General features: G+C 39.6%; 25 protein-coding genes and 1 pseudogene. 12 read left to right on the top strand and 14 right to left on the bottom strand.

Annotation, left to right across the window (positions count from 1 at the left end; translation table 11 throughout):
• The first annotated feature begins 433 nt into the window (after positions 1 to 433).
• The 5 genes from EHO65_RS17775 to EHO65_RS17755 are packed head-to-tail and all read left to right on the top strand — an operon-like array spanning position 434 to position 5,645.
• Complete coding sequence (locus EHO65_RS17775; RefSeq protein ID WP_135775880.1) at positions 434 to 1,684, top strand: ATP-grasp domain-containing protein; 1,251 nt, start codon at positions 434 to 436, stop codon at positions 1,682 to 1,684.
• A complete protein-coding gene (locus EHO65_RS17770) occupies positions 1,671 to 2,306 on the top strand; it encodes a class I SAM-dependent methyltransferase (RefSeq protein ID WP_135775879.1) in 636 nt (211 codons plus the stop codon). Before EHO65_RS17775 ends, EHO65_RS17770 begins: the two co-directional genes overlap by 14 nt.
• Positions 2,282 to 3,169 carry a class I SAM-dependent methyltransferase gene (locus EHO65_RS17765; RefSeq protein WP_167482055.1) on the top strand — a complete coding sequence of 296 codons (888 nt, stop codon included), beginning with the start codon at positions 2,282 to 2,284 and terminating at the stop codon, positions 3,167 to 3,169. The genes EHO65_RS17770 and EHO65_RS17765 overlap by 25 nt, the downstream gene beginning before the upstream one ends.
• Positions 3,166 to 5,418, top strand: coding sequence for a YhjD/YihY/BrkB family envelope integrity protein (locus EHO65_RS17760; protein WP_135775877.1), 2,253 nt, complete (start codon positions 3,166 to 3,168; stop codon positions 5,416 to 5,418). Before EHO65_RS17765 ends, EHO65_RS17760 begins: the two co-directional genes overlap by 4 nt.
• A 17-nt stretch (positions 5,419 to 5,435) precedes the next feature.
• Positions 5,436 to 5,645, top strand: a complete 210-nt coding sequence (locus EHO65_RS17755) for a superinfection immunity protein (RefSeq protein ID WP_341867384.1) — start codon at positions 5,436 to 5,438, stop codon at positions 5,643 to 5,645.
• Positions 5,646 to 5,658: 13 nt separating this feature from the next.
• Here the strand turns inward: EHO65_RS17755 and EHO65_RS17750 are convergent, their stop codons facing one another.
• From EHO65_RS17750 to EHO65_RS17715, 7 genes are all read right to left on the bottom strand, one after another.
• Positions 5,659 to 6,609, bottom strand: a complete 951-nt coding sequence (locus EHO65_RS17750; RefSeq protein ID WP_135775876.1) for a sensor histidine kinase — start codon at positions 6,607 to 6,609, stop codon at positions 5,659 to 5,661.
• Between the two features lie 369 nt (positions 6,610 to 6,978).
• Complete coding sequence (locus tag EHO65_RS17740) at positions 6,979 to 7,449, bottom strand: rod-binding protein (RefSeq protein ID WP_135775874.1); 471 nt, start codon at positions 7,447 to 7,449, stop codon at positions 6,979 to 6,981.
• Complete coding sequence (locus EHO65_RS17735) at positions 7,449 to 8,516, bottom strand: flagellar basal body P-ring protein FlgI (protein WP_135775873.1); 1,068 nt, start codon at positions 8,514 to 8,516, stop codon at positions 7,449 to 7,451. The genes EHO65_RS17740 and EHO65_RS17735 overlap by 1 nt, the downstream gene beginning before the upstream one ends.
• Positions 8,513 to 9,178 (bottom strand): flagellar basal body L-ring protein FlgH, encoded by a 666-nt coding sequence (locus tag EHO65_RS17730; RefSeq protein WP_135775872.1) that lies wholly within the window; start codon positions 9,176 to 9,178, stop codon positions 8,513 to 8,515. The genes EHO65_RS17735 and EHO65_RS17730 overlap by 4 nt, the downstream gene beginning before the upstream one ends.
• Before the next feature lies 1 nt (position 9,179).
• Positions 9,180 to 10,088: a flagellar basal body P-ring formation chaperone FlgA gene (gene flgA, locus EHO65_RS17725; RefSeq protein WP_208744155.1), complete on the bottom strand. Its 909-nt coding sequence runs from the start codon at positions 10,086 to 10,088 to the stop codon at positions 9,180 to 9,182.
• Positions 10,089 to 10,093: 5 nt separating this feature from the next.
• Entirely contained in the window at positions 10,094 to 10,891 is a 798-nt protein-coding gene (flgG, locus tag EHO65_RS17720) for a flagellar basal-body rod protein FlgG (protein ID WP_008590869.1), read from the bottom strand.
• 189 nt (positions 10,892 to 11,080) lie between these two features.
• Positions 11,081 to 12,232 carry a DNA methyltransferase gene (locus EHO65_RS17715; protein WP_208744153.1) on the bottom strand — a complete coding sequence of 384 codons (1,152 nt, stop codon included), beginning with the start codon at positions 12,230 to 12,232 and terminating at the stop codon, positions 11,081 to 11,083.
• Between the two features lie 194 nt (positions 12,233 to 12,426).
• Here EHO65_RS17715 and EHO65_RS17710 point away from each other — a divergent pair, with 194 nt between their 5' ends.
• From EHO65_RS17710 to EHO65_RS17700, 3 genes are all read left to right on the top strand, one after another.
• Positions 12,427 to 12,933 (top strand): hypothetical protein, encoded by a 507-nt coding sequence (locus EHO65_RS17710; protein WP_135775870.1) that lies wholly within the window; start codon positions 12,427 to 12,429, stop codon positions 12,931 to 12,933.
• Positions 12,930 to 13,790, top strand: coding sequence for a penicillin-binding transpeptidase domain-containing protein (locus tag EHO65_RS17705; RefSeq protein WP_135775869.1), 861 nt, complete (start codon positions 12,930 to 12,932; stop codon positions 13,788 to 13,790). Before EHO65_RS17710 ends, EHO65_RS17705 begins: the two co-directional genes overlap by 4 nt.
• Positions 13,791 to 13,867: 77 nt before the next feature.
• Positions 13,868 to 16,027, top strand: coding sequence for a cation:proton antiporter domain-containing protein (locus EHO65_RS17700; protein ID WP_135775868.1), 2,160 nt, complete (start codon positions 13,868 to 13,870; stop codon positions 16,025 to 16,027).
• 130 nt (positions 16,028 to 16,157) lie between these two features.
• On the opposite strand, the pseudogene EHO65_RS17695 reads toward EHO65_RS17700, so the two are convergent.
• The 3 genes and pseudogenes from EHO65_RS17695 to EHO65_RS17685 all read right to left on the bottom strand — a co-directional run.
• Positions 16,158 to 16,952, bottom strand: a pseudogene (locus tag EHO65_RS17695) (potassium-transporting ATPase subunit KdpA); the annotation flags it as partial.
• A gap of 9 nt (positions 16,953 to 16,961) precedes the next feature.
• Positions 16,962 to 17,045 (bottom strand): K(+)-transporting ATPase subunit F, encoded by an 84-nt coding sequence (gene kdpF / locus EHO65_RS17690; protein ID WP_135775956.1) that lies wholly within the window; start codon positions 17,043 to 17,045, stop codon positions 16,962 to 16,964.
• A gap of 117 nt (positions 17,046 to 17,162) precedes the next feature.
• Positions 17,163 to 17,876 carry a nitroreductase gene (locus EHO65_RS17685; RefSeq protein WP_135775867.1) on the bottom strand — a complete coding sequence of 238 codons (714 nt, stop codon included), beginning with the start codon at positions 17,874 to 17,876 and terminating at the stop codon, positions 17,163 to 17,165.
• Positions 17,877 to 17,982: 106 nt separating this feature from the next.
• Here EHO65_RS17685 and EHO65_RS17680 point away from each other — a divergent pair, with 106 nt between their 5' ends.
• Entirely contained in the window at positions 17,983 to 18,576 is a 594-nt protein-coding gene (locus EHO65_RS17680) for a TetR/AcrR family transcriptional regulator (protein WP_135775866.1), read from the top strand.
• Positions 18,577 to 18,618: 42 nt separating this feature from the next.
• Here the strand turns inward: EHO65_RS17680 and EHO65_RS17675 are convergent, their stop codons facing one another.
• The 4 genes from EHO65_RS17675 to EHO65_RS17660 form a co-directional block, all read right to left on the bottom strand.
• Positions 18,619 to 19,158 (bottom strand): LIC20153 family lipoprotein, encoded by a 540-nt coding sequence (locus EHO65_RS17675; protein ID WP_135775865.1) that lies wholly within the window; start codon positions 19,156 to 19,158, stop codon positions 18,619 to 18,621.
• Between the two features lie 158 nt (positions 19,159 to 19,316).
• The gene (arsS, locus tag EHO65_RS17670; RefSeq protein ID WP_135775864.1) at positions 19,317 to 20,360 is read right to left on the bottom strand and encodes an arsenosugar biosynthesis radical SAM (seleno)protein ArsS; all 1,044 of its coding nucleotides are present in this window, start codon (positions 20,358 to 20,360) and stop codon (positions 19,317 to 19,319) included.
• A 14-nt stretch (positions 20,361 to 20,374) separates the two neighbouring features.
• A complete protein-coding gene (locus EHO65_RS17665; RefSeq protein ID WP_135775863.1) occupies positions 20,375 to 20,716 on the bottom strand; it encodes an arsenosugar biosynthesis-associated peroxidase-like protein in 342 nt (113 codons plus the stop codon).
• 21 nt (positions 20,717 to 20,737) lie between these two features.
• Positions 20,738 to 21,223 carry a DUF4395 domain-containing protein gene (locus EHO65_RS17660; RefSeq protein ID WP_135775862.1) on the bottom strand — a complete coding sequence of 162 codons (486 nt, stop codon included), beginning with the start codon at positions 21,221 to 21,223 and terminating at the stop codon, positions 20,738 to 20,740.
• An 80-nt stretch (positions 21,224 to 21,303) separates the two neighbouring features.
• Between EHO65_RS17660 and EHO65_RS17655 the strand changes: the two genes are divergently transcribed.
• Genes EHO65_RS17655 through EHO65_RS17645 form a run of 3 tightly spaced genes read left to right on the top strand, consistent with a single transcriptional unit; the run spans position 21,304 to position 24,749 of the window.
• The gene (locus tag EHO65_RS17655) at positions 21,304 to 22,707 is read left to right on the top strand and encodes an MptA/MptB family glycosyltransferase (protein WP_135775861.1); all 1,404 of its coding nucleotides are present in this window, start codon (positions 21,304 to 21,306) and stop codon (positions 22,705 to 22,707) included.
• A 9-nt stretch (positions 22,708 to 22,716) separates the two neighbouring features.
• Positions 22,717 to 24,021, top strand: coding sequence for an adenylate/guanylate cyclase domain-containing protein (locus EHO65_RS17650; RefSeq protein ID WP_135775860.1), 1,305 nt, complete (start codon positions 22,717 to 22,719; stop codon positions 24,019 to 24,021).
• Positions 24,021 to 24,749: a class I SAM-dependent methyltransferase gene (locus tag EHO65_RS17645; protein WP_135775859.1), complete on the top strand. Its 729-nt coding sequence runs from the start codon at positions 24,021 to 24,023 to the stop codon at positions 24,747 to 24,749. The genes EHO65_RS17650 and EHO65_RS17645 overlap by 1 nt, the downstream gene beginning before the upstream one ends.
• Positions 24,750 to 24,764 lie beyond the last annotated feature (15 nt).

Below are 24,764 nucleotides of genomic sequence, written 5' to 3'. Positions count from 1 at the left end.
GAAGACATAAAAAGAAAAAATAAGAAGGAGTTCCTACTAATCTCAAAAACAAGACGAGTGACGGCCGCCTCCCGCCCGACGGCGGGACCGGGCTGCTACGGTTTCGGCGAGCCCGCCTCATCCCACCTTCGGTGGGACAAGCCCTTCACATCCCTGGCGGAACTGTGATTCGGAAAATTTCATTCCGGCCAGAAGGGCAACGGAATCCAGAATCTACATTCCATCCCGAAAGTGTGGAAATCGGAGCTGAGAATTTGAAAATTTTCTGATATAGAGTCTGGAAGCAACCTCCCACGGGCCCTCCTCCTCCACCCGAACCAGGGTGGGGGCCGCCTTCTACAATCCTGTTTGAACTCCCACAAAGAAGGCGGATTTTGTCTCATTACTAAAAAACCTTTGACATCTCTTGTTCGGAGGGCTATTTATCCAGGGGATGAAGAAAAAAGGGTATTTTCTCTCCTTAGGAGCCGGCAAAAACCAGGTACCCTTAATCTCTGCAGCAAGAGCGTTAGGCCTAGAAGTAGCCGCAGTAGACAAAAACGATAAGGCCCCAGGCTTTGCCTTAGCAAGCATGAGGATCATTGAGTCCACCTTCGAATACAGAAGGATCTTAAGAGCGGTTGCCGAAAATCCTTTACCTACCCCAATCGTAGGAGTCGGAACAAGATCCTTCGGCAAAGCTACTTATAGCACAGCCTACCTTGCAGAAAAACTAAAACTCAAGTATGCAAGCACAGAATCTGTATTAAAATTTTCTGATAAACACATTTTGAAAGAAACACTGGCTCCCAAAGGTATCAGAGTTCCGAGAGAGATCCCTGTCTCCGAGATCAAAGCAAAGTCTAAATCTTTTCCTTATCCATGGATCTTAAAACCGAGCCAAGGTAGCGGCAAATCGGGGATCCAACTCGTAGAATCCGATTCTGAGCTGAAATCAGTTGCGAATATAATTTCTCCCAAAAAACAACCCAAATCAAAAACTACTGCAAATTCTCCTCATCCTGAAACCTGGCTTCTAGAAGAGTATATTCCAGGTCCTGAATATACTGTTTTGGGATTGGTAGAAGGTTCCGAATTCCATTTGGTGAATATTTCCTTAAAGGAGACTTCTTCTTTTCCTCCTTTTTTAGAAGCGGCTCATAGACTTCCCTTCCCTAAATCCGAATTGGAAGGCGAGATCAAGATGTTATGCAGAGCGATCGTTAAGGCAACTGGTCTGAAAAATTGTCCTTTTGTGGCCGAATTCAGATCGGATGAAAATGGGGATCTTGTTTTAATCGAAGCCGCTCCAGAAGTTGGCGGTGAATACCTGGCAGATATTCTTGTACCAGGTTATTCCGGTTATGATTATTTCACCAACCTGGTAAAACTTTTGGTAGGAGAGCCGATTACACCTCCTCCTTCCAGTTTAGAAATTCCTAAAAAACTAAAATCTCAAGTTCGTTTTGATATTCCACCCAGAGGAGTTTCTGTTCTGAAATCCTGGGAAGATTTTCCTACAAATTATGGTGAAACAATTCTTTTAAATCAAAACTTAAAAGAGCCTGGTTCTAAGCTGGATACCTCTTTGGGGAATGAAACAAGGACCAGAGTTCTTTGTTTAAGATCAAAGGTTTCTTCTTCCGAAGAAGAATGGAATGGTTCCGTGAAAAATCGTTTGAAGGCGGAATATGAAGCCCGCTGAGCATCCTTCCAAAGAGGCCTGGGAAACTCATTACACCAGACCTAAAGCTAAACTTTCCTATCCCGATGAGAATTTAGTTCGTATGATCTCTAAATTTCCTTCTTCTTCCAATTCTCCTAAAGCTTTGGATTTTGGGACAGGTTCCGGAAGACATTGTGTTCTTCTAAAAGATTTTGGTTACGAAGTATCCGCCGCAGACTATAGTGAAAATTCTATCCAGTCGGTTAAGGAATCTTATCCTTGGGCCAAAACTTTTCTTCTAAATTCTCCTCCTTATCCGTTTGCGGATGAAGAGTTTGATCTTATAGTAAGTTGGGGAGTCCTACATTATAATTCACCGGAACTCGCAAAATCTATGTTAGATGATACCTTTCGTATTTTAAAAAAAGGCGGTTATCTAGCAGCTTCTGTCAGAGCAGAAGGTGATACTCATCTTAAGGCGGAAAAAGGTAAGATAGGAACTACGGATCTTGCCGGTGGTGCCACCTGGTTTTATTCCAAAGAAGACGTGCAAAACCTTCTTCAAAATTTTTCTTCTTTCGAAATCGGTTATACGGAGAGAACTCCATTAGGAAAATTGGATGAGAGGATTTGTCATTGGATCTTTCTCGCCAAAAAATAATCCAAGAAGAATGCCCTCTTACTGGGGATTGTGATTGGGAACCTTTATACAGATCCGAATTTAACGGTTTCAATCTTCCTATCCAAATTTGCAAAACCTGCGGATTCCAAGCACAATTCCCAAGACCTGAACCTGAGTCATTATATACGGAAGAATATTATACCGGTAATCAGGAATTCACTTATAGAGACGAAAGACAGACGGAAAAATTCGATCGATATGTTTGGTTTGCTCGTTTAAAAAATATTTCCAAATTCAAATCTTCCGGAAACTTCTTGGATATCGGCTGCTCCTTCGGTGGCTTTTTAGAATGTGCTAAAGAAAAAGGATTTTCGCCTTACGGTGTGGAAATTTCCCCCTTCTCCGCTAAACAAGCTGAGGCAAGAGGTTTCAAAGTTTGGCAGGGCCAATTCTTGGACGCAGAAATCCCCGAAAATTTTTTCGATGTGATAACACTAATCGAAGTGATCGAACATTTAGAGAACCCAAAAGAAGTATTCAATAAACTTGCAAGGATCCTAAAACCAGGCGGATTACTTCTTATTCAAACCGCAAATTTCGATGCCTGGCAGGCAATGGAAGCAGGTAAAAATTATCACTATTATCTTCCTGGCCATGTGTATTATTATTCTGCAAAAATCCTTCGGAAAATTCTTGCCATAAGAGGATTCGAAAGACAAATTACCTACCTCGGAGTGGACTTCCCTCTTTCCGCTAAACTTTTAAAATCAAGGGGAAGTTTTTCAAGCTGGAAGGATTATTTAAAATGGTTCAGGATCTTTTTCTACCATTTCAAAAGTAAACTTTCCCAAAAAGGAATACCACTCACTTCTTCTATGGTGCATTACGCGATTAAGAAATGAATTCTCATCCGAATACAAAGTATAGTAGATTTTTTGATTATATTCCCGACGCAGGTTTAGGAAGAAAACTGAACTTTACGGTCCGTGTTTTAGCGGCTTCCGCCTATCGTTTTGCCAAAGACGAATGTCTTATCAAGGCCTCTGGTATTTCTTATACCACAATCGTTTCTTTGATCCCGATGCTTGTAGTAGCACTTTCCCTTTTAACGATCACTTCAGGATTGGACAATCGTAAAGAAGAAATATTCGATAAAATTAATGCATTTTTCTTAGTAAGTAATATCAACTTAGATATCAATCCGTACCTGGATACCCTGGGAGAACTAATAGATGCTGCTAGACAGATCGGCGCAATCGGTTTTATTCTTTTAGTCTTCTCCGCAACCACTGTACTAAGATCTTTAGAAAACTCCTTTAACTCCATCTGGAGGATAGAAGAAAAAAGATCCGTTCTACAAGAATTCGTATTTTACTTTTTTGTTCTTTCTATCGGTCCTTTGCTCTTAGTGATCGGCGACAATCTTGCTAAAAAAGTAACGGATGTATTTCGCCCGCCTCATTATCTGAGTATGGACAAGGACTCAGAAAATCATATTTGGATCGCTGGTGAGAATGGCACATTATTCCGAATGGATTCAGGTCTCAAAAAGGACTATTATCTAGACGAGAAAGACATAGATCTTAAAAATATTCGCTGTCTTGATTCCTTCGGTGTCCGTGTAGACTTCTGCGAAAAGCCGGACATTTCCAAAGAGAATTTTGTTAGAGTTTCTATCAAAGATGGAAAAGTATATGCACTTTCCGAAAATGGATTATTCCTTTCCAAACCGGTAGATGGTTCCGTATGGAATGCAATCTATTTCGATAATTCTAATTTTAAAGATTTTGAATATATCAACGAAGGCAATTTCTATTTAATCTTCTCCAACGGGGAAGTCCTACATTTTTTCACCCAAGGAAGAAGTTATAAACCGGTATTCACAAATGTTCTAAAAATACGTGCAAACCGTGTCTATTTTCCTGAACCTTATCTCGGATACATAGTGGATGAAGATGGGAATGTTTGGAAAAGTGAAGACGGTGGATATACTTGGAATGCAACCAAGATCACGGGCCACGGCTTAAAAGATATTCATCGGATCAGACCGGGAGAATTTTTTGTAACGGGAGAAAGAGGTTCCGTTTTCAAAACAGAAGATGGCGGTTATTCCTGGAAAAATCTCAGCCATAAAAGATACACATTTACTAAAGTCTGGTCCATAGAAAACGAAGAATCAGCGGACATTTTCCTTTTGGATGCTCTCGGGAATATCCTAGTCTCCATTGATGGCGGAGAACATTGGAATACTTTTTATATCCCGGCTAAAGGAAAAGTTTTCGCCTCCGGACTATTGGACAGAAGTGAAAATGGAAGATTCAGATTATTGAATATAGGAGAATATAGAAAGATCAGTCTTTCGGAATATAAGGATGTTAAATACGAAACGATCATCCTACAAGGAGGAGAGTCAGTATTCTCACCTTATAATATTCTAAAATTCTTCTTTCCATTAATAGGGATCTGGCTTTTCTTTTTGGCTTTATTTACTTTGATCCCGAACACAAAGGTCCCAATCAGGGCATCTTCTTGGGGAGCAGGATTTACGAGTGTGATCTTTTTGGCCTTCCTGTATGGCTTTCAGGTGTATATCACCTCCTTCTCCGAAACTACAATGATAGTGTACAAGGCACTCGCTTCCATACCTATTTTCCTGATTGGAGTGTATTCATTATCATTGATCGTTCTATTTGGCGCAGAAGTTACCGCCTGCGTTCAATATCCGGAAAGATACTACGCACCTTTTCAATTGATAGAAGAACATCATACTGCATTTAGCTATGAGTTCAGAAAGTTGATCGGAGTCTTGAAAGCAGTCTACTTGGTCCAAAAAGAAAGTAAAATTTCCCCTCGAAGCGGAGACCTCGCGATCAAATCAGGCCTTCATGCAGAAGAGATCCCAAGGCTTACTAAAACATTATCCGAAGCAGGCCTACTTGTAGAAACAAATGAAGGTGGTGCCTGGTTGCCAGTGGTATCGGGAGAAGATCTGACCCTGGGAGATTTTTATCGCAGAATACCTGAGCCTCTATTAAAAGAAGATCCTTCTTTTCATGTGTATCCGGACAAAGTTCGAGAGAAAATGGATAAGGCAGAAACTTCTTTGCAGAAAGATTTGGATTCTGTCTGTTTTAGGGACCTGATTGAATAGTAATATTAGAGGTAACTATGATATTTGGATTTATAGGTAATTTAAGCATTTTTGAAATTGTGTTCCTTCTGCCTTTTATTGGGATGTATTTTCTTCCTTCTATCGTGGCAATCGTCAAAAAGAAGAATTTAATATTAATCCCTGTCCTCAATTTATTTTTAGGATGGACAGTTATAGGATGGATCATCCTTTTATTTCTTTCCGTAAAAAAACCAAAAGTCGATTAACCTTTAAAATTTCCTAAGGAAGAGTAAATACTATACTCGGTTTTCCTTCCTTAGGAACCACAATCCTTACGGACATTCCCTCTTTAGAATCCACAAGAACACTTCCTCTTATCTGCAGGACTAAACTTTCCACAAGTTTCATCCCGATCCCTTCTGTCTGGTTGGTTGAATCTTCGATCCCTTTCCCCGAATCGGAAACGGACAATATTAGATTTTTATCATCCTGTTCCAATCGAACGGAAATCTCACCGCTTTCTCCTTCACAGAATGCATGTTTCAAGGAGTTTGTAACGAGTTCATTTAAAATCAGGCCGAGAGGCATAGCAGTATCCGGATCCAATTTAATATTCTTATCTATTTCAATATTAACTGAAATTTTCCCGGATTTATTCTTATAAGTATTTTCCAGATTTTGAATTACAGGATCTAAAATTGATTCGGCCCCGATCTGCAAAAGATTATTAGAATCATAGATAATCTGATGGATCTTTGCGATAGACTGGATCCGATTCTGTGCGATCCTAAGAGCCTCCGAAATATTCTCGTCTTCCTTATTCGCTCTTTGCATTGAAAGAAGGCTCGAAACTATCTGTAGATTATTATTTACTCTATGATGGATCTCAGTAAGCAAGAACGCTTTTTCCTTAAGCTCGTTTTGTATTCTTTTTTGATCCTTCTCTCTTTTTGCCTGTTCCCTATGCATCGAATCCACATATAAAAAGATCAGGAGAAACATTACAAAAAGATCTCGAGCAAACCCTTCATAATCATCTAAAATATCACTGATGCCCGAATGTTCTAAAAAATTAGAAACACATACAAAAAATCCTGTAGAAAGAGCCGCGGCCGCAAATACTCCAGGCCCGAACATAACATGATTTTTCAATATACTTCTGATCAATAGAGTTAAAGAAATCGCATATAGGAAAAAAGTCGCCAAACTCATAATCGATATAACGTTCATTTCAGACTTCCCGCCTTTTTAAAAAATAAACGTTTATCCCGAATAGAAAGAAGGCTCCAGATAATAAGAAAGTGAAATGTTCGAGGAAATTCAAGAATACAGGCCAGAAAAAACCTTCCAAAACTGTAAACAGGCTGCTAAACCAGACACATAGGAATCCAATAAATAGATATTTATATTTTGGTATGAGTCCGATCCGATAAAGAGCGACTATCGTAACCAAACCTATGGAGTCAAAAATTAGATTTAGAATTTCACTGATTTGTATCATACAAACCGGAAGATTAGTTTACATAACGAACCAGGTAAATGTCAATAAAGTTTAGTTCGTTAAGTCCAAAGAAAGAGACCAGGAGCGAATAAACTTTATTAAACTTTCGAATTCAGTTTAGAGATCGGCGGAAGATTAGAAGACAAAGATTGGTAGATCTGTTCCGCCAATCCCAAAGAAGAATTCGCAGATAAATTCTTGGAATATTCGTCATAAAGCATATCTTCGAAAATTTCTTCTGCGTAACCGCCGTCTATAAGTCCGGACTTATGGACTGTGGATTTCATTTCCTTCAACATCATCTTTACAAAGATGGATTCAAATTCACCGGAAGCATCGAATAACTTCTTACGATATGGGTCTGCAGCGATCTCTTCTTTAATATTATGAGGCATTCTCACCTCAGAAGAGGAAACCTTTCCGGATAAAGTATTATTAAACTCTTCTCTTAATTGATCCGGAAAACTTTGGCCCGGTTTTGCATTTTTTTCTTCACGTAAAAGTTTTTGGACTTCCGGCCTTTCTGTAAGATCCAATTTAGAACGATAGTCTTGGATTTTATCTATCATTATTGTATCTCCAGTTCCGCATGAAGTGCACCTGCCGCCTTCAATGCTTCTAAAATTGCTATGATATCTTTTGTAGAAGCTCCTACTTTATTCAATGCTTCCACTACATCGGAGACTTGAGTAGCCTCTTCTATCACGAAAGATTCTTTTGTGGGAGGTTTTTCCCCACTCAGTCTTGTAGGTCTTCTGTTCTTATCTGCGACGGAAAGACTTAAACCGGATCTGGCAACTGCTACTTCATCGATTGAGATGTTTCCGCCCATTACGATGACACCGGATCTTTCGTTGATCACAACTTTAGCTCTTGGATTTGATTCTACGGTGATGTTTTCCAGATCGGAGAGAAGATTAAGTAAACCTGGAGATTTCGCAGAGAAGCCTGCGCCTACTTCTATCACAATCTCAGAGGGAGTTAAAGCTTGGATGGAGTCTGCTTTTAATCCGAATTTTTCTGGAACAGTTTCTTTGATACGATTCACTACATTATTCATCAAAGAGAAGTCTTGGCTATTCAAACGAATGACTACTCTTTGGTTGGAAAAGAAATCTTCTTTTAATTCAGTTTCTACGATTGCACCTGCATGGACTATCCCCACAGTTTTTTTGGAAGCTCTACCGAGGCCTCCTGCACTGTTTTCTTTCCCGCCGAAAGAGATAACTCCGCTTGCTACTGCATAAATTTTGTCGTTCGCAGTTTTTAAAGGAGATTGAAGAAGAACTCCTCCTTCCAAAGATTTTGCGTCTCCTATAGAAGAAACAGTCACATCCAATCTATCCCCTTTTCGAGCATAGGATGGAATATTAGCAGTAATTAATACGGATGCGATGTTCTTAGTTTGTTCCGGTTTAAGATTCGCATCCACACCCAAATTTTTGAGGTAGTTTTTCATACTCTCAGTTGTCATTGGAGTTTTAGAATCTCCCGTTCCAGGAAGTCCAACCACAATCCCGTAACCGGTGATCTGATTATCTCTGATACCTTCTATCTTAGCTAAATCTTTGAGGCGAACTTCCGCCCCGGAAATAGATAGAGAGAATATTATAAAAAGTAAAATTGCTCTTTTCATTTAGATTCTCCTAACAAACGATTCAACTGATCCAGAATATATCTTTGTTTTTCTTCTTCTGAAAGTTCCGCCTTAACGGTAACAGTTCCATCAGGATTATTGATCGTTTTTAAAGTGATAGGAGGTTGCAGATTTTTAGGTTCAATTCTTCCGGTAAATTGGATCTGCAAATCGGCAATTCGATCCGCATCCACAGAATTGTCTCTGGCAATGAATTCAGGAGATAGTCTTCCGGTCAAAAGAATTTGGGAAGGTTCACCATTATAAGTAGAAGAACGTTGTCCTTGTAATGTCAAAAGGCCAGTGTTTGTATCTATCGCAGTGACTACAGCTGTGAGATTCCCTTTCAATTTTCCTAATGATTTAATCTTACCTTTATTCTTACGAACTATTGTGCGGTCCGTATTATATGCGGGATTATCCGGGATCACTTTTTTATCTGGAACAGCCTTGATAGTGATATTTTCATCTGCAGTAGATTCAATCTCGAATTCTGCCGTAAAACCTTCTTTCAATTTTACGAATATAGTAGTTCCCACTCTAAGATTTTGGCTTCTGGAGTAAGGATTTTTATCCTGCCATTGGGATAAATCCTGAGCGAATAGAGCGATCATTCCGGATAAAAATAAACTAGGAAGTATAAATTTCAAACTACGGATCATATCAATTTTCTAAAAGGACTGTGCCCTTCTCCACGACTCTTGCGGAAATTTTTCCTTCTTTGGAATGAGAAGAAACATCCACGATCTCTCCAATATTACCGGAACTTAATGCTTTTGTCTTGGATTTTACAACCAAATTTCCCTTGGTATAAACAAGGTTCACATCCCCGCCTCTTTGTACGTCGAATAAGAACCTAAATTGTTTTTTGCGGAGAAGTTCTCCTGGAAGTAGGTCCTTAAGTGCAGTGGAACCAATATCCTTACCGGAAATCCCGTCGGTAAAAGATTCTTCCATATAAACAGTTCTTTCTTCCAGATCGTCTGCCTGTAGTTTTTGTCCTTTGCGGATCTCTTTTTTGGCGAAAAGTGCGTTCGTTCTTCTTTCTAATTTGAATTTGATCCTTTGGGTATGAACCTTTCTGCTCTCAAAATAAAAATCCAAAGAAGCTACGATCTGTCCCGGATGAACGACTTGAGGCAGACCTGCCCATTTCAGTTCCACACCTTGGCTTGGAACAAATCTTTCTCCGCTCAAATAGGAAATTTTAAAATCCCCTTCTCTATCTTGAGGAAGTTTAGAAACTTCCTTTTTAAGACTTTCTTCTAAGTCTTCCGGATCCAATTCAGAATCCAAAGGTAAAACTAATGTTTCCTTTCCGGAAACAGGGATACCTGCCAGAACTTCTTTTAAGTTTTCAGGACGGATCACAACAGGAGCATTCAGATTCCGTAATACAACTTTGTCTTTCATCCCATCCGGAAGTTTTGCGATCTCGGAAAGTAAAACTTCTTTCTTTTGGGTTAGAAGTTTTCCACGCAGGTATACCGCTTCCATTCCTTCTATCTTTCCCAAACCGGACACAAAAAGCCCGGTTAAGATACAGGATGAGAAAAAGAAGCGGAGACTCATATTAATTAACGTTTCAATCCGATCGCGGTAGATAACATGTTATCCGAAGTTTGGATAGCCTTCGAGTTGGACTCGTACGCTCTTTGAGCAACGATCATATTCACCATCTCTTCTACGATTTTCACGTTAGACATCTCCAAGAATCCTTGCAGAACATTCCCGAAACCTTCCATACCGGGAGTTCCGGGAATTTCAGGACCGGAAGCAACAGTTTCTTGGAATAAGTTTTTACCGATCGCCTGAAGACCCGCAGGGTTCACGAAACGATATAATTCCACCTGACCGATCACGGTAGGACGGATATCCGCTCCAATCTTTACTGTAACTTCTCCCTGCTCGGAGATCATCAAAGTGTTTAGGATCGCTCCTTCTGGAAGGATCAGAGGAGGCTCCAACAAATAACCGTTAGATGTTACCACTTGTTGGTTAGAATCGATCTTATAAGAACCATCACGAGTGAATGCAAAACTTCCGTCAGGCATTTGGATCTTGAAAAATCCCATCTCACTTGTGATCGCAAGATCCAGCTTATTGCCGGTAGCCTGGAAGGAACCGATCTCGAATAATTTCTGAGAAGCAGCCGCCCTCACCCCGTGACCCACATTCACACCTGTAGGAATTTCACTCACGGAAGTAGCAGGAGTTCCTGCCAAAACCATATGTTGGTAAACTAAGTCCTCAAAATCCGCGCGGTTCTTTTTAAAACCGGTGGTATTCACGTTTGCCAAGTTGTTGGAAATTGTATCTATATGAAATTGCTGAGCGATCATTCCGGTCGCGGCAGTCCAAAGGGAACGCATCATTTGAGTTTATACCTCGATCCCTTTACCTATCGGCCATTCCCAAAAAATCCTCAGGGGTTTTAAGGATTTTTGAGACAAAATACCGGTTTTTCGGAAGAAGGAGACACAGAGGATACTGAGAATTTATTGATGTAGGAACTCCTACAAAACAGCTCTGTGCTCTCCGTGAGCTCTGTGCGAAATAAACTCTTACTTCAGATTACGAAAAACCACGCAGCGATTCGAGTTTGTACCCTTCTCATTATTCGAAACATTCCAACAATTGGCAAGTTTCGTGAACTTCTGGTCATTGATATACGTATTTTCCCAAACAAGACCAGTAGATTCAGCACATTTGATCACGTATTCGTCCAAATTGAAAACGGTTTTCCCTTTTCGAACTTCTCCCACTTCCATGACCACAGTTCCACCGGGTTTTACCACTCTGGAAAGTTCCGCCAAGGTTCCTTGGATAAATTCACACCAACCGGCAAGAGTCGCGAAAATACTCGGCTTCTGGTCCTTCTCCAGTTCTATATCTAGAAACCAATATCTAAGCCAATTATCCTCTTCGTAATTCACTTTGTCCAAAAATGGAGGGCTGGTCACTACGAGATCCACCGAATCATCTTCTAAACCAAAAAGATCCAAAGAAGAATGATTTGTGTATTCGTTTCTGGAAGAAAACTCATGATAAAAAGGAGTAAGAGATTCTTTCAGGTCCCTTCTCATCTTTTGAAGAATTCTAGGTTTAACCTCTCTATAATCAGGAACGACTCCCCTTTTCTCATTATTTCTTTTTTGCGCCAAAGGAGGAATGGAAATCTGAGGAAAACTATAAACGGAAAAAAATCCGTTACTGTGACCGTGAAGTCTGGATAAGGCAGTCAGACCTAAATATCTAAGTTCAGAAGAATCCGAATCTAAAAGGATCTTTTTCAGGTTTTTGATCTCTTTTAAAGTATCTTTATGATAAAAATGTAAAAGACCCTCGTCTTCTTTTTCTTCCCGGATCTTGGAGCTTAGATTGAGAGAATCAAGTGCCCTTTCCAGTTTTTCGATAGAAGGTACAGTTTGTCTGGACTTCGCCAAGAATAAGGACATAGGGCTGATATCATTATGGATGGCAGCATAACCTTCTAAGTTTGCCTGGACAGCTGTTGTCCCTCTTCCACCAAAAGGATCGAATACGATTCCCTTTCGATTTTCTAAATATTTCCCAATGAAGAAGGCCGGTAATTCAGGTTTGAATGAAGCTCTATAACTAACCACATAATGGATTGGATGAGACTGTCTTTGTTTAGATGTCCAAAATTCACCGGTGAGTATCTTTCTTTCTTTTTTACGAACGGTACTGCTCATCCGCTCCGCCTTTTCTTTTTTCTTATTTTCGGAAGAAGGAGCGATTTTCAGTTTTGCTTTTTATAATCTTGCCTGAGACATAAGAACAGAATGGCGGAAGTGAGATCAGAAATACTTGTCTCCCTGTCGAATCCAAAAATCGTAGCATTCAGATCCGGAATTTCGGGAAAGCCCAGACTCGGATTGCTAAGAGAATGAAAACTGTATCCTCTCAACTGTACGAAGAATTCCTAAAAGAGAAAAAAACGAATCGAAGATTCGAACTCGCCGGGTTATATATAGGATACGGAGCTTATGTGATAAGTCTAGGGATCGTATTCTGGTTCAAAAGAGAAAACCCGCTCTTCTCAGCTATGTTCTTCCTAGGATTATTTACTAGAGCCTCGAGCTTAATGATTGGAAGAGTGTTCTTAGTGCCTAAAGTTTTTCTTCAACTTCTATCCACTAATATCTCCGAAAAGGAAGACGCCTGGGACTCCATTCAAGCTCATAAAGACGAGATGATAGGAAGACTCGCAGGGAATATTTTCGGTTGGAATGACTCGAGTGAGTTATACTCCATGAATCAGGAACAAATGATCGAATTCGTAAAAAAATATACGGTTACGAATTGGAGAAAGATCGGAAAAATTTTCCTGATGTTCTACATCCCACTTTCACTATTCGTTACGTACCTTACGATTTACGCCTGGTTCCAATGAGGCGAATATTCCGTTTTTCTTTTGCGGTCCTTCTTCTTTCCTGTTCCGTAAAAACTGGAACAGAATCGCTGGCCATACAGAAGGAAGAACTCAATCTCTCCGACAGAAAAGTCTGCTTATTCCTTGCCGAAATGGAAGAAGGTACACTTTTGAAAGTAGGAGAAGATAACTGCAAAAAAAACTCCCCTTCTATGTATGTATTCCAACCGGTGCTTGCTTTAGCTGCATTGGAACTTGGAACATTAAAAGATCCTCATGGATATTTTCCTTGGGACAAAACCAAATTCCCTTATATCAGATGGCAGAAGGAACAGAATCTTAGGTCTTCTTTAGAAAATTCAACGGTCTGGTATTTTCAAAAGATCTGGACCGATACTGGAACTATTAAACTTAAACCTTGGTTGTCTTCTGTTGGACTTCCTACATCGGTCCCTTTCGAACCTTCTAAATCCTTTTGGATGGATGGAGGATATTCTTGGACTGCAGAAGAATTCTATTTATTCTTATGGAGACTATTCAACGGAGAATTAGAGGTCCGAAAAAAGAATCTAAACTCAGTATTAGAAGGTTTGGAAAGAAATCCAGGAGAGATCAAAAATCCAACGGGCACTCATAGATTAGATGGTAACTTCGGGAACTTCTCCGGTTTTTATTCCGACTCAGCAACAGGATACGCTCAAGGAAGATCAGTCTCATGGTATTGGTTCTTCTGGAAAGGTCCTAAAAGATCTTATCTATTCTTATCTAGAATAGAAAGTGAATCCGAAACCTTATCTCCCTTAGAGGCTGCAAAGTTTGGCATGGAATATCTAAGAGAAAAAGGTTTTTGGGAAAAATATTTCTCTTCATCAAACTAAGTATTATTCTTTTCTCATTCTTTCCATTTTTATAGTATGGAGGAACTCCAACATTCCGAGGGTTTCCGATTCTAAGGATGAAACGAAACGCGATTTTCTATATCACCCTATTAGTATTTTCTTTCGGGGCCTTTGTCTTCATAACGAAACAAGGCAAGTCATTAGAAATAGGTAAGGTTGCAACCGTCCAAGCGGAGTCCTCTACCTCGGTCGAGTCCACAGAAGATCCGATAGATACTTGGAAAAAAGCTGGAGCAAAACTTTGGAAAGGTTTCCATGAACCTCTTCCACTTCTATTATTACAAATCGGAGTCGTAATTGCAGCCACTCGTTTAATGGGTAAACTTGCAGTAATTGTAAGACAACCATTCGTAGTAGGAGAGATTCTCGCAGGGATTTTATTAGGCCCATCCTTGTTCGGGTTATTATTCCCGGAACAGTATCAATTCTTATTTCCGAAAGTTTCCTTAAGTTCCTTACAACTATTAAGTCAGATCGGTCTGGTATTTTTCATGTTTGTTGTCGGAATGGAATTGGATCTAAAGTTCCTTAGAAACCAAGCCGACTCTGCAATACTTATCTCACACGCAAGTATTCTTCTTCCTTTTTTACTTGGAGCCATCTTAGCACTTTCCATTTACAAAACATTGGCTCCTCCTGAGGTCACGTTTTTGTCCTTCTCCTTATTTATGGGGATAGGTATGAGTATCACTGCCTTTCCAGTGCTCGCTCGAATTGTCCAAGAGAGAGGACTTACTAAAACGAAACTTGGTGGACTCGCACTTACATGCGCTGCTTCAGATGATTTAACGGCTTGGTGTTTACTTGCAGTAGTAATAGCACTTGTGCAAGCCGGCGGACTTTTAGCCGCGTTATTCACCATCGTCTTAGCAATTATTTATGTTATCATAATGTGGAAGATCGTTCAACCTGCAATGCATAGAGCAGGAAGGATCTTCACAAACAGAGAAGCATTTACCAAAATGGCGGTTGCTCTGTTTCTACTCTTCCCGATCGCATCGGCATGGATCACTGAATCTATCGGGATTCACGCTTTGTTTGGAGCATTTTTAGCCGGGGTTGTTATGCCTGACAAACCCAAACTTAGAACACTTCTCGCCGAAAAGGTAGAAGACTTAAGTACTGCGATCTTTCTTCCATTATTCTTTGCGTTAACCGGGATCAGGACCCAAATCGGTCTATTAAACCAAGGCAATCTATGGTGGGATTTTCTAATGGTGCTTACAGTCGCCATTATAGGAAAATTCGCGGGAAGTACGATTGCTGCGAGAGCATCCGGAAATAACTGGAAAGATTCTTTATCCTTAGGTGCACTCATGAACACCAGAGGACTCATGGAATTGATCGTACTTAATATCGGTTATGATATAGGGGTATTATCCGCTGAGATATTCTCGATGATGGTGTTAATGGCATTGGTCACAACATATATGACTGGACCAAGTTTGAATTTAATAGAGAGAGTTTTCTCGGTTGTCAAAGACAAAAGAGAAGAAGGTATACTACTCGCTTTCGCGTTACATTCGAGGGGTGTGGATCTATTAAGATTGGCTTCCGGACTATTCCAAAACGGAAATAAAACAAAAGAAGTAACAGCACTTCACCTCACTCCCGATTCCTGGATCTCGGGCAAAACCGCTCAAAAATACGAGAAAAAAAGTTTCGAACCTTTATTCAAACTTTCTAAAGAACTAGGGATCAAATTAAAAACTCTATATAAACCTTCTGATAATGTAACAAGAGATATACTTAAAACAATCCAATCAGGAAATTATAATATATTCCTAACCGGTGGAGCAAGATCCTTATTCAGTGACGATGTGCTTGGAGGGAAGATCAGAACACTTCTTTCCGAATCGGAAACAAACGCAGGGATCTTAGTCGCAGAAAAATTAAAAGAATTAGATCGTTTTATCTTAGCGGTTTACTCGGATAAAGACGTAAAACTACTGGGATTTGCTCTTGCAATGGCGAAGAAGATAGGAGCGAAACTTTCCATCTGGGATCCAAAAGGAAAAGTTCCTCAATTCTCTCAAAAGGAAAGGAACCTTCTCAAAAAAGAAAAAATCACCATTCTAAAAGGGGAAAACCCTCAGGTACTTTCCGAAGCGGACTTAGTGATCTGTGACTTAGAAACCTGGGAAGAAGAAACCGAGTTTAGAAATTGGGAACTTTCAGACGGTTCGGGATTATTTTTGGTCCGTTATAAAGAATAGAAAAATTATTTTCACGCAAGGACACTAGGACGCGAAGGAATTTATAAATTTGTAATACAAACTTTCTTTCCTTGGTGGCTTGGCTTGATCTTCATTCCGTTTTCAGAAAATAACCTACCCCGGGCTCAGTGATCAAAATACATTGGATCCAACTAGAAAATACCGTAGGATTTTCAAAAGGATGAGTAGAATTTACTCCGAAAAATCCACCACCGTTCGTTCCCAATTGTTTGATCGCAATTTGAGATGCAGCGGGTCCAAGCGGGATCTTGACAGAAAGACCTTCTATCCCGATCGAATCCACATATTTGGAAAAATCCATGACGACACCTTGGGAGACCAATACAAATGCAGCCAAGATAGAAATTGGTAAAAGAATATATAATATACTTCTGGTTAGGTCTACGTAAAAGTTCCCGAACCCGGAAGACTCACCAGGTTTAGAGGTAATTCCCCTGGCCATAGCAGCAAGTATTGCAAGTCCAACTCCAGCGCTTACAAAATTTTGTACTCCTAAAAGTAACATTTGGCTAATATAAGAAAGAGAAACTTCTCCCGAATACGCCTGCCAATTCGTGTTCGTTACAAAGCTGACGGAAGTATTCCAAGCCAGATCCCATGCAACTCCAGACTTACCTTCCGGGTTTCCGGGAAGAATATCCTGAAAATGGAGACCTAATACGACGATCCCTAAACCAAGGATGGTAAAGATCCCGATATCGAATAGATATCCTTTCCAATCAGAATTTTGATCTTCTTTTATTCCAGAAATCTTATATAGAAAAGATTCGAATTTGGAAAGAAATGTTGATCGTTTGGAAACTTCTCCCTTAAGGACATCTGATATATAAATACCTAAAAAAGGAGAAAGTAAGAATAAAACCGCAAAATATAAAAAGAAGAAGATCGAGTCGTTTCCGTTCATTGGTATCTCCTAAAATTTTTCCGGTTTTAAAATGGAGAAGGAGAGATAAGCACATAATGCGATGACTAAAACGATTAGAAATATATAAGACAAGATTCCTCCCAGGCAGAAACATTCCGTCTATTCCAAAAACCTAACCTGTTTTTAGGAATCCGTCAATGCCAACCCGCATGAGAGGAACCGGTAAACGCGTTAATTTTGCGTTAAGATTTATGTATAGAATTTTACTAAATCGGAAACCTCTTCCCTGGGTGTATGAAATTTATTTAATACGGAATCCGGTTTAGGGTATCCCAAACTTAAACCGCAGACTATCTTTTCAGATTCTGCCAGACCCAATTCTTTTCGGACTACTTCCGGGAAGGCGGATAATGCAGCCTGAGGAACAGTCCCTAGTCCATAACTTCTGGCAAGAAGCATAACTGTGTTCAAAAAACAACCTATGTCCAATGCGATATAGAAATTGAGTTCGAATTCAGTGGTTATAAATACTGCTGTAGGAGCTCCAAAAAACTCAAAATTCCGAAGCATGAACTTATCTCTTGCTTCCTTATCTTTTCTTTCAATCCCGGCAGCACCGTAGATCTTCATACCTAGATCGAACATTCTACGCTTTGCATCAGATGGAAAACCGGTAGGCCAAATTGTATCAGGCACAGGAGTCTCCGATTGTTTTGCCCTCTCTTGCAGTAATTCCGCCATCCTGTCTCTTTTCGCACCGGTTACTACATGCACTTTCCAAGGTTGGCTATTTTTCCAACTAGGGGCTCTCAGAGACTTGGAGAATAATTCTTTTAAGACTGAATCCTCTACGGGTTTAGAAAGGTAATCCCTGATACTATGACGGGTAAAAACAGCCTCTTCTACACTGGAAGCAATTCCTGATATATCGATTGATTCGGTTTCTGGGGATAAAGAAGACATATAGACCTCCGATTTAGACTTGCATTTTAATATATTTCAGTCTTCCTGGAATAAGAATAAACCGAACAGACAAGTCTGTCTGTTATTCAATCCCAGGAAGAAAAAAATGTCAACCAAAGAAAAAGGGGTAAAAGACAGGATTTTGGAAACTGCAGTCAGGCTTTTCCAAACCCAAGGTTATGGGAATACAGGCATTAACCAGATCATCCAAGAATCCCAAACAGCAAAGGCCAGCTTTTACGATTATTACCCTTCTAAGGATCTATTAGGAAAGGCATATATAGAATTTTACGGGAAAGAACAACTTATCTTATTAGATAAATTAAGATCCAGATCCGAAACAGCTAAAGAATTTATTCTTGCTTGGACACAAATTCTCCGAAGGCAAACCAGAAAGAGCGAATTTGCAGGTTGTCCGATGGCAAATACTGTCGCGCAAATTGCTTCCAACTCTCCGTCCATATCGGAAGAAGTAAAAAAGATCTCAGAAAGAACGATCAGCTATCTCGCCGATTTTCTAAAACAAATGCAGAAAAAAGGACAGGTCCCGAAAGCTGCAGATACACAAAGTTTAGCACGTAAAGTATTTGCTTGTTATGAAGGAGTTTTACAGATCTGGAAATTAACCGGAAAGGTTTCGGCTTTGGATGATTTACCGGAGATGGTGGATTCTATTATTAAAAGTTCTGGGAAGAAGTAAGTTGTCCCTCCATCAGAAAAACGGAGGGACTTAATTTTCGGACTAAAGATTTACACGTTGAATTGTTGCAGCTGGAGCAGAAGTTCCTACAATATACAATAAGAAATAATAAGAACCAGGAGCGTTATCGTTCGTCCATACAAATGGTCCAGCGCCGCCTCTATTAGTACTATTAAACGGAACAAATCCATCTACGATTGTAGATTCCGCTAGAGGACAATCGGCACTTTCATAGACAACCGGTTCGTCGCCACCAGTTTCAGGATTTGCAACCACATCGATACCAGTAAAGGTAATTTGATCACCATTCTGCATTCCCAAAGCTTCTACAATTGCAATCGGGTGATTTACAAATGGAATTCTTCCCCAGATTACGCTAGTTGCACCTGCTCCATCGATTGCACGAGTGCGGTTTACCCCGATAGATGCTTTACCAGGGAAAGAGACTAAACAATCTCCTCCTCCACCCAGCGCATTCAAGAGTGCCAGATTTGTTAGGTCTTCCCCTTCGTCTTTTTTACAATCAACGAAAGAAGCCGAAAGTAAAAGCACCAATAATAACCAAATAGCTTTTTGTTTCATTTGAGTTTGTCTCCACAGAACAGTCGTTCCTTATACTCTTTTCGAAGAACGGGTCTGAGTTTCAATCTCAATATTTAAGAAAAAGTTGAAATTGAGATATAATTCTGTCAATATGACTGGCAATTTAGAAAAAAAGTCAGGTTTATAGCAGTTTTTTCTTAGGCAATGGAACCACCGCAAGAAGAACCTGCTCCCGCGGTGCATCCGTAACAATGTTGGTGTAATAAGATCTCTCTTGAATCCAATACGGATTTATTAAATTCGGAGATTTTGTTTACCTTACCTTCTATCTTCATGTCCAACATCTGATTAAAATCGCAATCGTATAGACTTCCGTCCCAACCTACACTTAACGTATTACGACACATAACGCCTGTGGCAGCAACCGGATTGAAGGCTGTTACGAGTCTCTCTAAATAAGTATCTATATTATCATTTTCGATCAAAGATTCCAAAAAACGGCTAATAGGCATATTAGTAAGTGCGAATAATGAATTAAACTCTACGCCATGGACTTGTTTTAATTCCTTTTTGAAATCGTTCTCTAATGTGGACTGTCCGCCTGCAAGAAAGGCTCCGACCGGATTATAAACTAAATTTAATATAAGTCCCGAACCCGGAACACCATATCCGATTGCATTCAATTTTCTTAATGCTTCCATAGAACGATCGAATACACCTTCTCCTCTTTGGGCATCCGTTCTTCTTTTCTGGAAATAAGGAAGACTAGAAACAACTTCTACTTTATGTTCTGCAAAAAATTCAGGAAGATCTCTATATTTTTCTCCTGCAAGAAGAATGGTAAGATTGCAGCGGATCATGATCTTCTTCCCTAATTTGGAAGCTTCTTCTACGAACCATCTGAAATTAGGATTCATCTCAGGAGCACCACCTGTGATATCCAAAGTAGTCACACCAGGAGTGGCTAAGGCAACTAAACATTCCTGCATAGTTTCCTTGCTCATACTCTCTCTGCGGTCCGGGCCGGCATCCACATGACAATGTCTGCAAGTCTGGTTACAGAGTTTCCCCACGTTCACTTGAAGTATGTCCACCCCTGTTGGGCGTAAAGGATAGAGTGCCGCTTCTTTTAATTTATCGGAAAAACTAGGCAAACCCAGTTTTCCGGAAACTTCCGTAAGAATTTTCAATTGTTCTTGGGAAGAAGCAAGCTCGCTCCCTCTGGCTAATAGGGATTTCATACTTTAAAAATTCCTTATACTCCGAGCTCTTTTACCTTGTTGAGGGCTTGTACACTATGAACTAAACTTGATCCACTACGGATCGCCGCACCTACGTGGATTGCTTCCCACATTTGTTCTTCTGTCACACCCTTTTCTAAGGTGTCAGTGGTGTATGCATCTATACAATAAGCGCATTGCACTACATGCGCTACCGCAAGAGCGATCAATGATTTTTCTTTAGCAGACAATGCTCCATCTGCAAAAACTGCTCCGTAATAATCGAAAAACTTTTTTGCCAGCTCCGGCTCAAATTCTCCGATATTCCCGAATTTTTTTAGATCTTCCGGTTTGTAATAAGTTGTTTCCTGTGCCACGAAAGGCCTCCATCGTTTTATTTATTCTTTAATTACGAATTGCAGATTATTGCATTTCTCGCAGACCTCTTCCGGGATCCATCCCCATTTTATCAGAAATCCGAAAACAAAACAACCCGCACAAAATCCTAATATAGATTCTAAACTTGCAAAAATCACAAGAACTCCAAGCACTACTTGGAAAGCAAATATCTGTCCCAAAAATAGCAGAGCAAACGCTGTCCCGCTGAAGATCACTCCTACGAATTGTGCGAATCTTTTAGGAGGTCCTGCTACCGTTTTGGACCCGAGGCCGAGTAGAGGCACGATACCGTGTATCGCAAGTTTTGCGAATAGTGAAAACTTAGGTCCATACAATACCCTTGCTGAAAATCCGTAGAAAAGTGCCCCTACCAACCAAAGCGATTGCGTAATTATTGCGGCCAAACTTAAAATGACAACCAGGCCCGCAACGGTCCTTGCCGCATATTCATTGACAGTGTCTGGAAAATTACCGATTCGAATCATTCTTTCTTGCCCGATACCCTTTCGCCTAGTTAGACGTTGACTCTCAAGAATTCAAGAATATTTTCGCTATATTGGATAAAATGGTTAATATAATTGTACAGAGTGCAAATAATTGGCGGAGTTTTGTAGGCACTTCTACAATTTTACTCTTCTGGGCACTTCCACTCGCCTTGTTTCCATTATTTTTCGGAAGAAGCGATATCTGGCAACTATGCGGAGCATTCTTCTTTAGCCTTGGCCTTTATTTCATATTTTTAAAATTCTTTTCAAAAGGTAGAGAGAAGATCGGAATCTGGGCTGGCATCTTACTCAGGCTTTGGTTCATATTTACACCTGTATTTTTGTCGGAAGATACATTTCGTTTTTTATGGGACGGACTTTTATTTTCAGAAGGTTTGTCTCCTTATTCGGAACTTCCTGTACACGTTAGTCTAGGCTTAGACCAAGGTTTGGAGAAGGAACTACTCGCCAAAATGAATTCTCCCAAGTATTATTCCGTTTATCCTCCTGTCTTGCAAGTCCTGTTTTTAGTTCCTGTATTCTTTCTAAAAAGAGGGCTTTCGATTTTCTGGGCGATCTCGATCTGGAAGGGAATTTTAATTTTATTTGAATTAGGAATTCTTTATATATTTTCAAAAAGAAAAAAAGAAGAAGGGTCCGGAAATTTCCTAAAATACTGGCTCCATCCTCTCGTTCTTTGGGAAGGGATCGGAAATGGTCATCCGGAGCCGATCTTATTCTTCTTTCTTTTTTTAGGGATAGTATCCTTAGAAAAAGGAAACGTTTTGAGAAGTTTTTTATTTTATATAACTTCTATTCTAACTAAAATACTTCCTTTATTAGCTCTCCCCTTTTTGTTTTTTTATTGGTGTAGAAGGTCCGCTATTCGTAAGATTTTTCTATTCTTAGGTGCCGGTTTTCTGGTATTTGGGTCTGCACTCCTTTGGTTTTTATTTTCAGAAGCAGGAGAAAAAATTTTAGAAGAACATTGGAGAAAAGGGATCGGAGTCTATTTTACATTATTTGAATTTCATGGAGGATTGCATTATCTTATAAAAAATCTGATCCGACATACTTGGTATCCTTATTCTACAGGAATTGTATTAGGTATTTTGAGTATCTTCACGATCTGTTTTTATTCTTTTAAAGTTTCTAAAATCGAAACAAACAACAAAACGGTTTTTCTATTCACAGTATGGATCCATTTATGTGGAATTTATTATTTGTTTTCTAGCACCGTACATCCTTGGTATTTTCTTCCGATTTTAGCAGCATCCGTATTTACAAAAACGATTTGGCCCTTGGTCGCATCGAGTATCTGGATATTATCTTATTCTACTTATTCTTCTTTTCCATTTTATGATAGGGACTGGGTCCTGGTCTTGGAATATTCCTTAGTATTTGGGACCTTCTTCTTTGAAAATTTTCTCTTGCTTAAAGAAAGAAGGAGACGAATATACTTCGAAAATTCGAGCCCTAGTTAGGAATCATACATGTTATCCAGACATTTCGAGACACTATCAAATACCTTGGAAAAAGAGATACTGGCCAGTGAACAAATCCGAAGTAAGATCCTCTTGGCAGCATTCGCATTTGCAGGAATTTCCTGGGGCATTCTATTTTTATTCTTAAAGGAAGAATTCAACCTAAGCACTGGGATAGATTTTCCTTTCGAAGTATTAATTGGGGCACTTACATTCGGCACAATTTATGAATTTGGATTTTTAAAATTACTGAACTATCTAAAGAAAAGGGAATTTAAACTTCCGCTATTACCCAGATTCGGAAACGCATTAATAGAAACTTCCCTACCAGGGATCATATTATTTATTTTAATCCAAAAACATTCCCATCCTGTGGTTCCCTTAAATTCTCCTATCTCCAACCTATATATGATTTTTATAATACTCTCTGTTCTTAGGATGGAGTTTGGACTTTCTTTTTTTACTGGGGCCATAGCCGCAGTCCAATATTTGATCACCGGATTATTTTTTGTTCCTGACTCTCCTTTGGGTGGGGAATCCGCATATAGCTTCTTCTATTCCAAAATCCCTACATACATGCGTTCCGGATTATTCTTAGCTTCCGGGATCGTGGCGGGACTTGTAGGTTTGAGATTAAAAAAGATCCTTAAAAATTCTGTAGAACGTTTAGAGGAGAGAAACGAAATTTTGGGAATGTTCGGACAATATGTTTCTCCGTCTGTAGTGGACAAACTAATGAGCCAAAAAGCGGACACAGCATCCGAAAACAAGGATGTATGCGTGATGTTCTTGGATATCCGCAACTTCACAAAATTCTCGGAAGACAAAAGCCCTTCCGAAGTGATCTCTTATTTGAATACTTTATTCGAAGATATGATAGAGATAGTGAATAAACATAACGGTATCATAAACAAGTTTTTGGGAGATGGGTTTATGGCAGTTTTCGGGGCTCCTCTTTCGGATAATGGAAAGGATGCAAAGAATGCGGTTTCTGCCGCTTTAGAAATCCAAAAAAAAGTAATAGAGATGAATGTCTCCGGCAAGATCCCTGAAACCAAAATCGGAATAGGTTTACATTTCGGAGAAGCAATGACAGGAAGTGTAGGTTCTTCCCAAAGAAAAGAATACACAATCATCGGAGACACTGTCAATCTCGCATCTAGAGTGGAACAACTCAATAAAGACTTCGGAAGTGAAATTTTGGCGACGGATACTGTTTACGAACATGTGAAACATTTCTTAGAAGCGGAGTCCCTTCCCCCAGTAAAAGTAAAAGGAAGAGAGAAAGAAGTCCTAATCTACAAATTAACCTGATGCAAACTTCCAAATCACATTACGAAAACTTTTTAGAGGAAAAGTATTCCTGGATGTTGGGAGATCTTTCTGCAAAAGAAAAGGACCAACTGGAATTATTCAGATCTTTTGGAATTTCTCCCCAAGGAAACGGAGTCGCTTGGGATCTAGGGGCAGGAAGCGGTATACAATCCATTCCGTTGGAAGATTTAGGATTTCAAGTTTTAGCAATCGATTTCAGTGAAAAATTATTATCAGAGATCAAAAACAGAAAACCGGACACGAAGATCAGGACCAAGGTAGCTGATATCAGATCCAGGGATTTATACCAAGGAGTTTCTCCCGAAATCCTTTTGTGTATGGGAGATACAATCACTCATTTGGAATCGGAAAAAGATTGGGAAAATACGGTAAGCCTTTGGTCTAGTTTTCTTTCTTCCGGCAGTAAATTAATTTTAGGTTATAGAGATCTGAGTTACGGAACACCCGGAGACAAAAGTATTTTTGTAGTCCGTTCTGAAGAATCTCAAATTTTCAGCTGCCAATTACAATTCGCTCAGGACAAAGTAGATATTACGGATATATTTCATGAAAAAACAGATAAAGGTTGGACTGTTTCTTCCAGTTCGTATAACAAACTGATCCTTCCGGTAGAAGATCTAATTAGAACTATATCAAAGAAAAATTTTGAACTGAGAAGAAAGGATGATAAAAACGGGATGAAGTTTTTACTTTTTGAAAAGCTTTGATTAGACCCTTGTTCT

It is taken from the genome of Leptospira andrefontaineae, from assembly GCF_004770105.1.
Lineage (GTDB): Bacteria > Spirochaetota > Leptospiria > Leptospirales > Leptospiraceae > Leptospira_B > Leptospira_B andrefontaineae.
The sequence above is the reverse complement of the archived record's forward strand: the minus strand, read 5'-3'. Positions and strand labels throughout refer to the sequence as shown.

Excerpts from the sequence above, each read along its gene's own strand:
- EHO65_RS17775 (WP_135775880.1), top strand. The coding sequence starts at position 434 with ATGAAGAAAAAAGGGTATTTTCTCTCCTTAGGAGCCGGCAAAAACCAG.
- EHO65_RS17770 (WP_135775879.1), top strand. The coding sequence starts at position 1,671 with ATGAAGCCCGCTGAGCATCCTTCCAAAGAGGCCTGGGAAACTCATTAC.
- EHO65_RS17760 (WP_135775877.1), top strand. The coding sequence starts at position 3,166 with ATGAATTCTCATCCGAATACAAAGTATAGTAGATTTTTTGATTATATT.
- EHO65_RS17755 (WP_341867384.1), top strand. The coding sequence starts at position 5,436 with ATGATATTTGGATTTATAGGTAATTTAAGCATTTTTGAAATTGTGTTC.
- EHO65_RS17750 (WP_135775876.1), bottom strand. The coding sequence starts at position 6,609 with ATGAACGTTATATCGATTATGAGTTTGGCGACTTTTTTCCTATATGCG.
- EHO65_RS17740 (WP_135775874.1), bottom strand. The coding sequence starts at position 7,449 with ATGATAGATAAAATCCAAGACTATCGTTCTAAATTGGATCTTACAGAA.
- EHO65_RS17735 (WP_135775873.1), bottom strand. The coding sequence starts at position 8,516 with ATGAAAAGAGCAATTTTACTTTTTATAATATTCTCTCTATCTATTTCC.
- EHO65_RS17730 (WP_135775872.1), bottom strand. The coding sequence starts at position 9,178 with ATGATCCGTAGTTTGAAATTTATACTTCCTAGTTTATTTTTATCCGGA.
- flgA (WP_208744155.1), bottom strand. The coding sequence starts at position 10,088 with ATGAGTCTCCGCTTCTTTTTCTCATCCTGTATCTTAACCGGGCTTTTT.
- flgG (WP_008590869.1), bottom strand. The coding sequence starts at position 10,891 with ATGATGCGTTCCCTTTGGACTGCCGCGACCGGAATGATCGCTCAGCAA.
- EHO65_RS17715 (WP_208744153.1), bottom strand. The coding sequence starts at position 12,232 with ATGAGCAGTACCGTTCGTAAAAAAGAAAGAAAGATACTCACCGGTGAA.
- EHO65_RS17710 (WP_135775870.1), top strand. The coding sequence starts at position 12,427 with ATGAAAACTGTATCCTCTCAACTGTACGAAGAATTCCTAAAAGAGAAA.
- EHO65_RS17705 (WP_135775869.1), top strand. The coding sequence starts at position 12,930 with ATGAGGCGAATATTCCGTTTTTCTTTTGCGGTCCTTCTTCTTTCCTGT.
- EHO65_RS17700 (WP_135775868.1), top strand. The coding sequence starts at position 13,868 with ATGAAACGAAACGCGATTTTCTATATCACCCTATTAGTATTTTCTTTC.
- EHO65_RS17685 (WP_135775867.1), bottom strand. The coding sequence starts at position 17,876 with ATGTCTTCTTTATCCCCAGAAACCGAATCAATCGATATATCAGGAATT.
- EHO65_RS17680 (WP_135775866.1), top strand. The coding sequence starts at position 17,983 with ATGTCAACCAAAGAAAAAGGGGTAAAAGACAGGATTTTGGAAACTGCA.
- EHO65_RS17675 (WP_135775865.1), bottom strand. The coding sequence starts at position 19,158 with ATGAAACAAAAAGCTATTTGGTTATTATTGGTGCTTTTACTTTCGGCT.
- arsS (WP_135775864.1), bottom strand. The coding sequence starts at position 20,360 with ATGAAATCCCTATTAGCCAGAGGGAGCGAGCTTGCTTCTTCCCAAGAA.
- EHO65_RS17660 (WP_135775862.1), bottom strand. The coding sequence starts at position 21,223 with ATGATTCGAATCGGTAATTTTCCAGACACTGTCAATGAATATGCGGCA.
- EHO65_RS17655 (WP_135775861.1), top strand. The coding sequence starts at position 21,304 with ATGGTTAATATAATTGTACAGAGTGCAAATAATTGGCGGAGTTTTGTA.
- EHO65_RS17650 (WP_135775860.1), top strand. The coding sequence starts at position 22,717 with ATGTTATCCAGACATTTCGAGACACTATCAAATACCTTGGAAAAAGAG.
- EHO65_RS17645 (WP_135775859.1), top strand. The coding sequence starts at position 24,021 with ATGCAAACTTCCAAATCACATTACGAAAACTTTTTAGAGGAAAAGTAT.